This is a genomic window from Bacillus sp. LR_5, from assembly GCF_042709275.1.
Genome location: NZ_JAVAXX010000555.1, coordinates 1 through 1,756, shown reverse-complemented (window position 1 = coordinate 1,756; position 1,756 = coordinate 1). Strand labels below are relative to the sequence as shown.

At 37.9% G+C, this 1,756-nt stretch carries 1 protein-coding gene; it reads left to right on the top strand.

Annotated elements, in window-relative coordinates; translation table 11 throughout:
* Positions 1–381 precede the first annotated feature (381 nt).
* The gene (locus RAC86_RS38395) at positions 382–1,746 is read left to right on the top strand and encodes a glycoside hydrolase family 1 protein (protein WP_015251931.1); all 1,365 of its coding nucleotides are present in this window, start codon (positions 382–384) and stop codon (positions 1,744–1,746) included.
* The last annotated feature ends 10 nt before the right edge of the window (positions 1,747–1,756 follow it).

Genomic DNA, 1,756 nt, shown 5'->3' with positions numbered 1-1,756 from the left:
ATATTCATTGCTCCTTCTCTCTATGTTATGTGTGGGATTATGATATTGAGAAAAATCTACAAAAGTGAAGTTTTGAACTAAGAATACTAGATCTGACTTAGACCGTTATTTGTTTGCAGGATGCACCTAAGGTTTATCAAATGTAGCCTGCTTCCGCTTTTTATGTTCCTGCTCTATAGTGGTGCGTAATAGATGTGTTTGTGCGGAAGACTCAGCAAAAGCAGTAAAACCATTCTGGAGAGAACTCTACCAGAATGGCGGAGAGCGATAATTATAAGGTAATACAACATAAGATTTCTTTTTTCGCTTAAACATACGCCTTGAAAGAATGTTCTTGAGGTAAGCCTGCAATGTTATTTCACAATTAAGGAGTGCAAAGAAATGAATAATAAGAATATTATCCCCGAGGGTTTTTTCTGGGGAGGAGCGGTAACATCTTTTCAAACTGAAGGTGCTTGGAATGAGGGGGGGAAGGGCCCGTCTATAGTAGATGCAAGGCCGGTAAAGAATAATCATTCAAATTGGAAGGTAGCAGTGGATTTTTATCATCGCTATAAAGAGGATATTGCGCTTTTTAAAGAAATGGGATTTAATGCCTACCGCACAAGCATTTCATGGTCAAGGGTTTTTCCAGATGGAGAAGGAGAACCTAATGAAGAAGGTTTAAAGTTTTATGATGAATTATTTGATGAGATGCTGACAAACGGAATCCAGCCTGTTATCACTCTTTATCATTTTGATTTACCTTTGGCGTTGGCAGAAAAATATAACGGTTTTGCTTCCAGAAAAGTCGTAGAGTTATTTGATAAATATGCAAGGACAGTATTTAAACGATTTGGAGGAAAAGTTAAATATTGGCTTACTTTTAATGAGCAAAATCTTGTTTTAACAAACCCGCAATATTGGGGAGTTACATTGGCTGATAATGAATCAGTTGAGGCTTTAAGATATCAGGTGTGCCACAATGCTTTTATTGCACATGCTAAGGCGGTAAAAGCTCTGCATGAGTTAGTGCCAAATGGACAAATGGCAGGAATGGTAACCTACCTAACAACGTATCCAGCGACCTGTGATCCAAAAGATGCTATAGCAAATATGAAAGCAAAAGAGTTATTGACAGACTTTTATTTTGATGTATTTGTGCACGGCGAGTATCCATCTTATGTTACCAGTCATCTTGAGCAGAACAACATAATGCCGGTGTTTGAAGAGGGAGATGCTGAATTACTTAAGGATAACACAGTTGATTACTTAAGCCTCAGCTATTATCAGAGTCAAACGGTTAAGCACCTGCCGGAAACGGATGGACACATTATTTCAGGTGTATGTCCGAATCCAAAACTAGATACCAATGAGTGGGGATGGGCAATTGATCCAATTGGCTTAAGAGTGGCTTTAAAAGATATGTATGCCCGTTATCGGCTGCCTATTTTCATAACAGAGAATGGGATTGGTGTAAGAGAAGAGCTGGACGAAAACCAAACAGTGGAAGATCAGTATCGTATTGATTATCTAAGGGAACATATTGAACAAATGAAACTGGCCATGAAAGAAGGTGTAGATGTTATCGGATACCTTTCGTGGGGATCAACGGATATTTTAAGCTCTCAAGGTGAGATGAAGAAGCGTTATGGCTTTGTTTTCGTAAACAGAGATGAAACAAATTTAAGAGATTTGAATAGATATAAGAAGAAAAGCTTCGATTGGTTTAAGGGAGTAATTTCTTCAAACGGGGTTAAGTTATAAACAAATAATA

Coding starts and splice junctions, on each gene's coding strand:
- RAC86_RS38395 (WP_015251931.1), top strand. CDS start 382: ATGAATAATAAGAATATTATCCCCGAGGGTTTTTTCTGGGGAGGAGCG.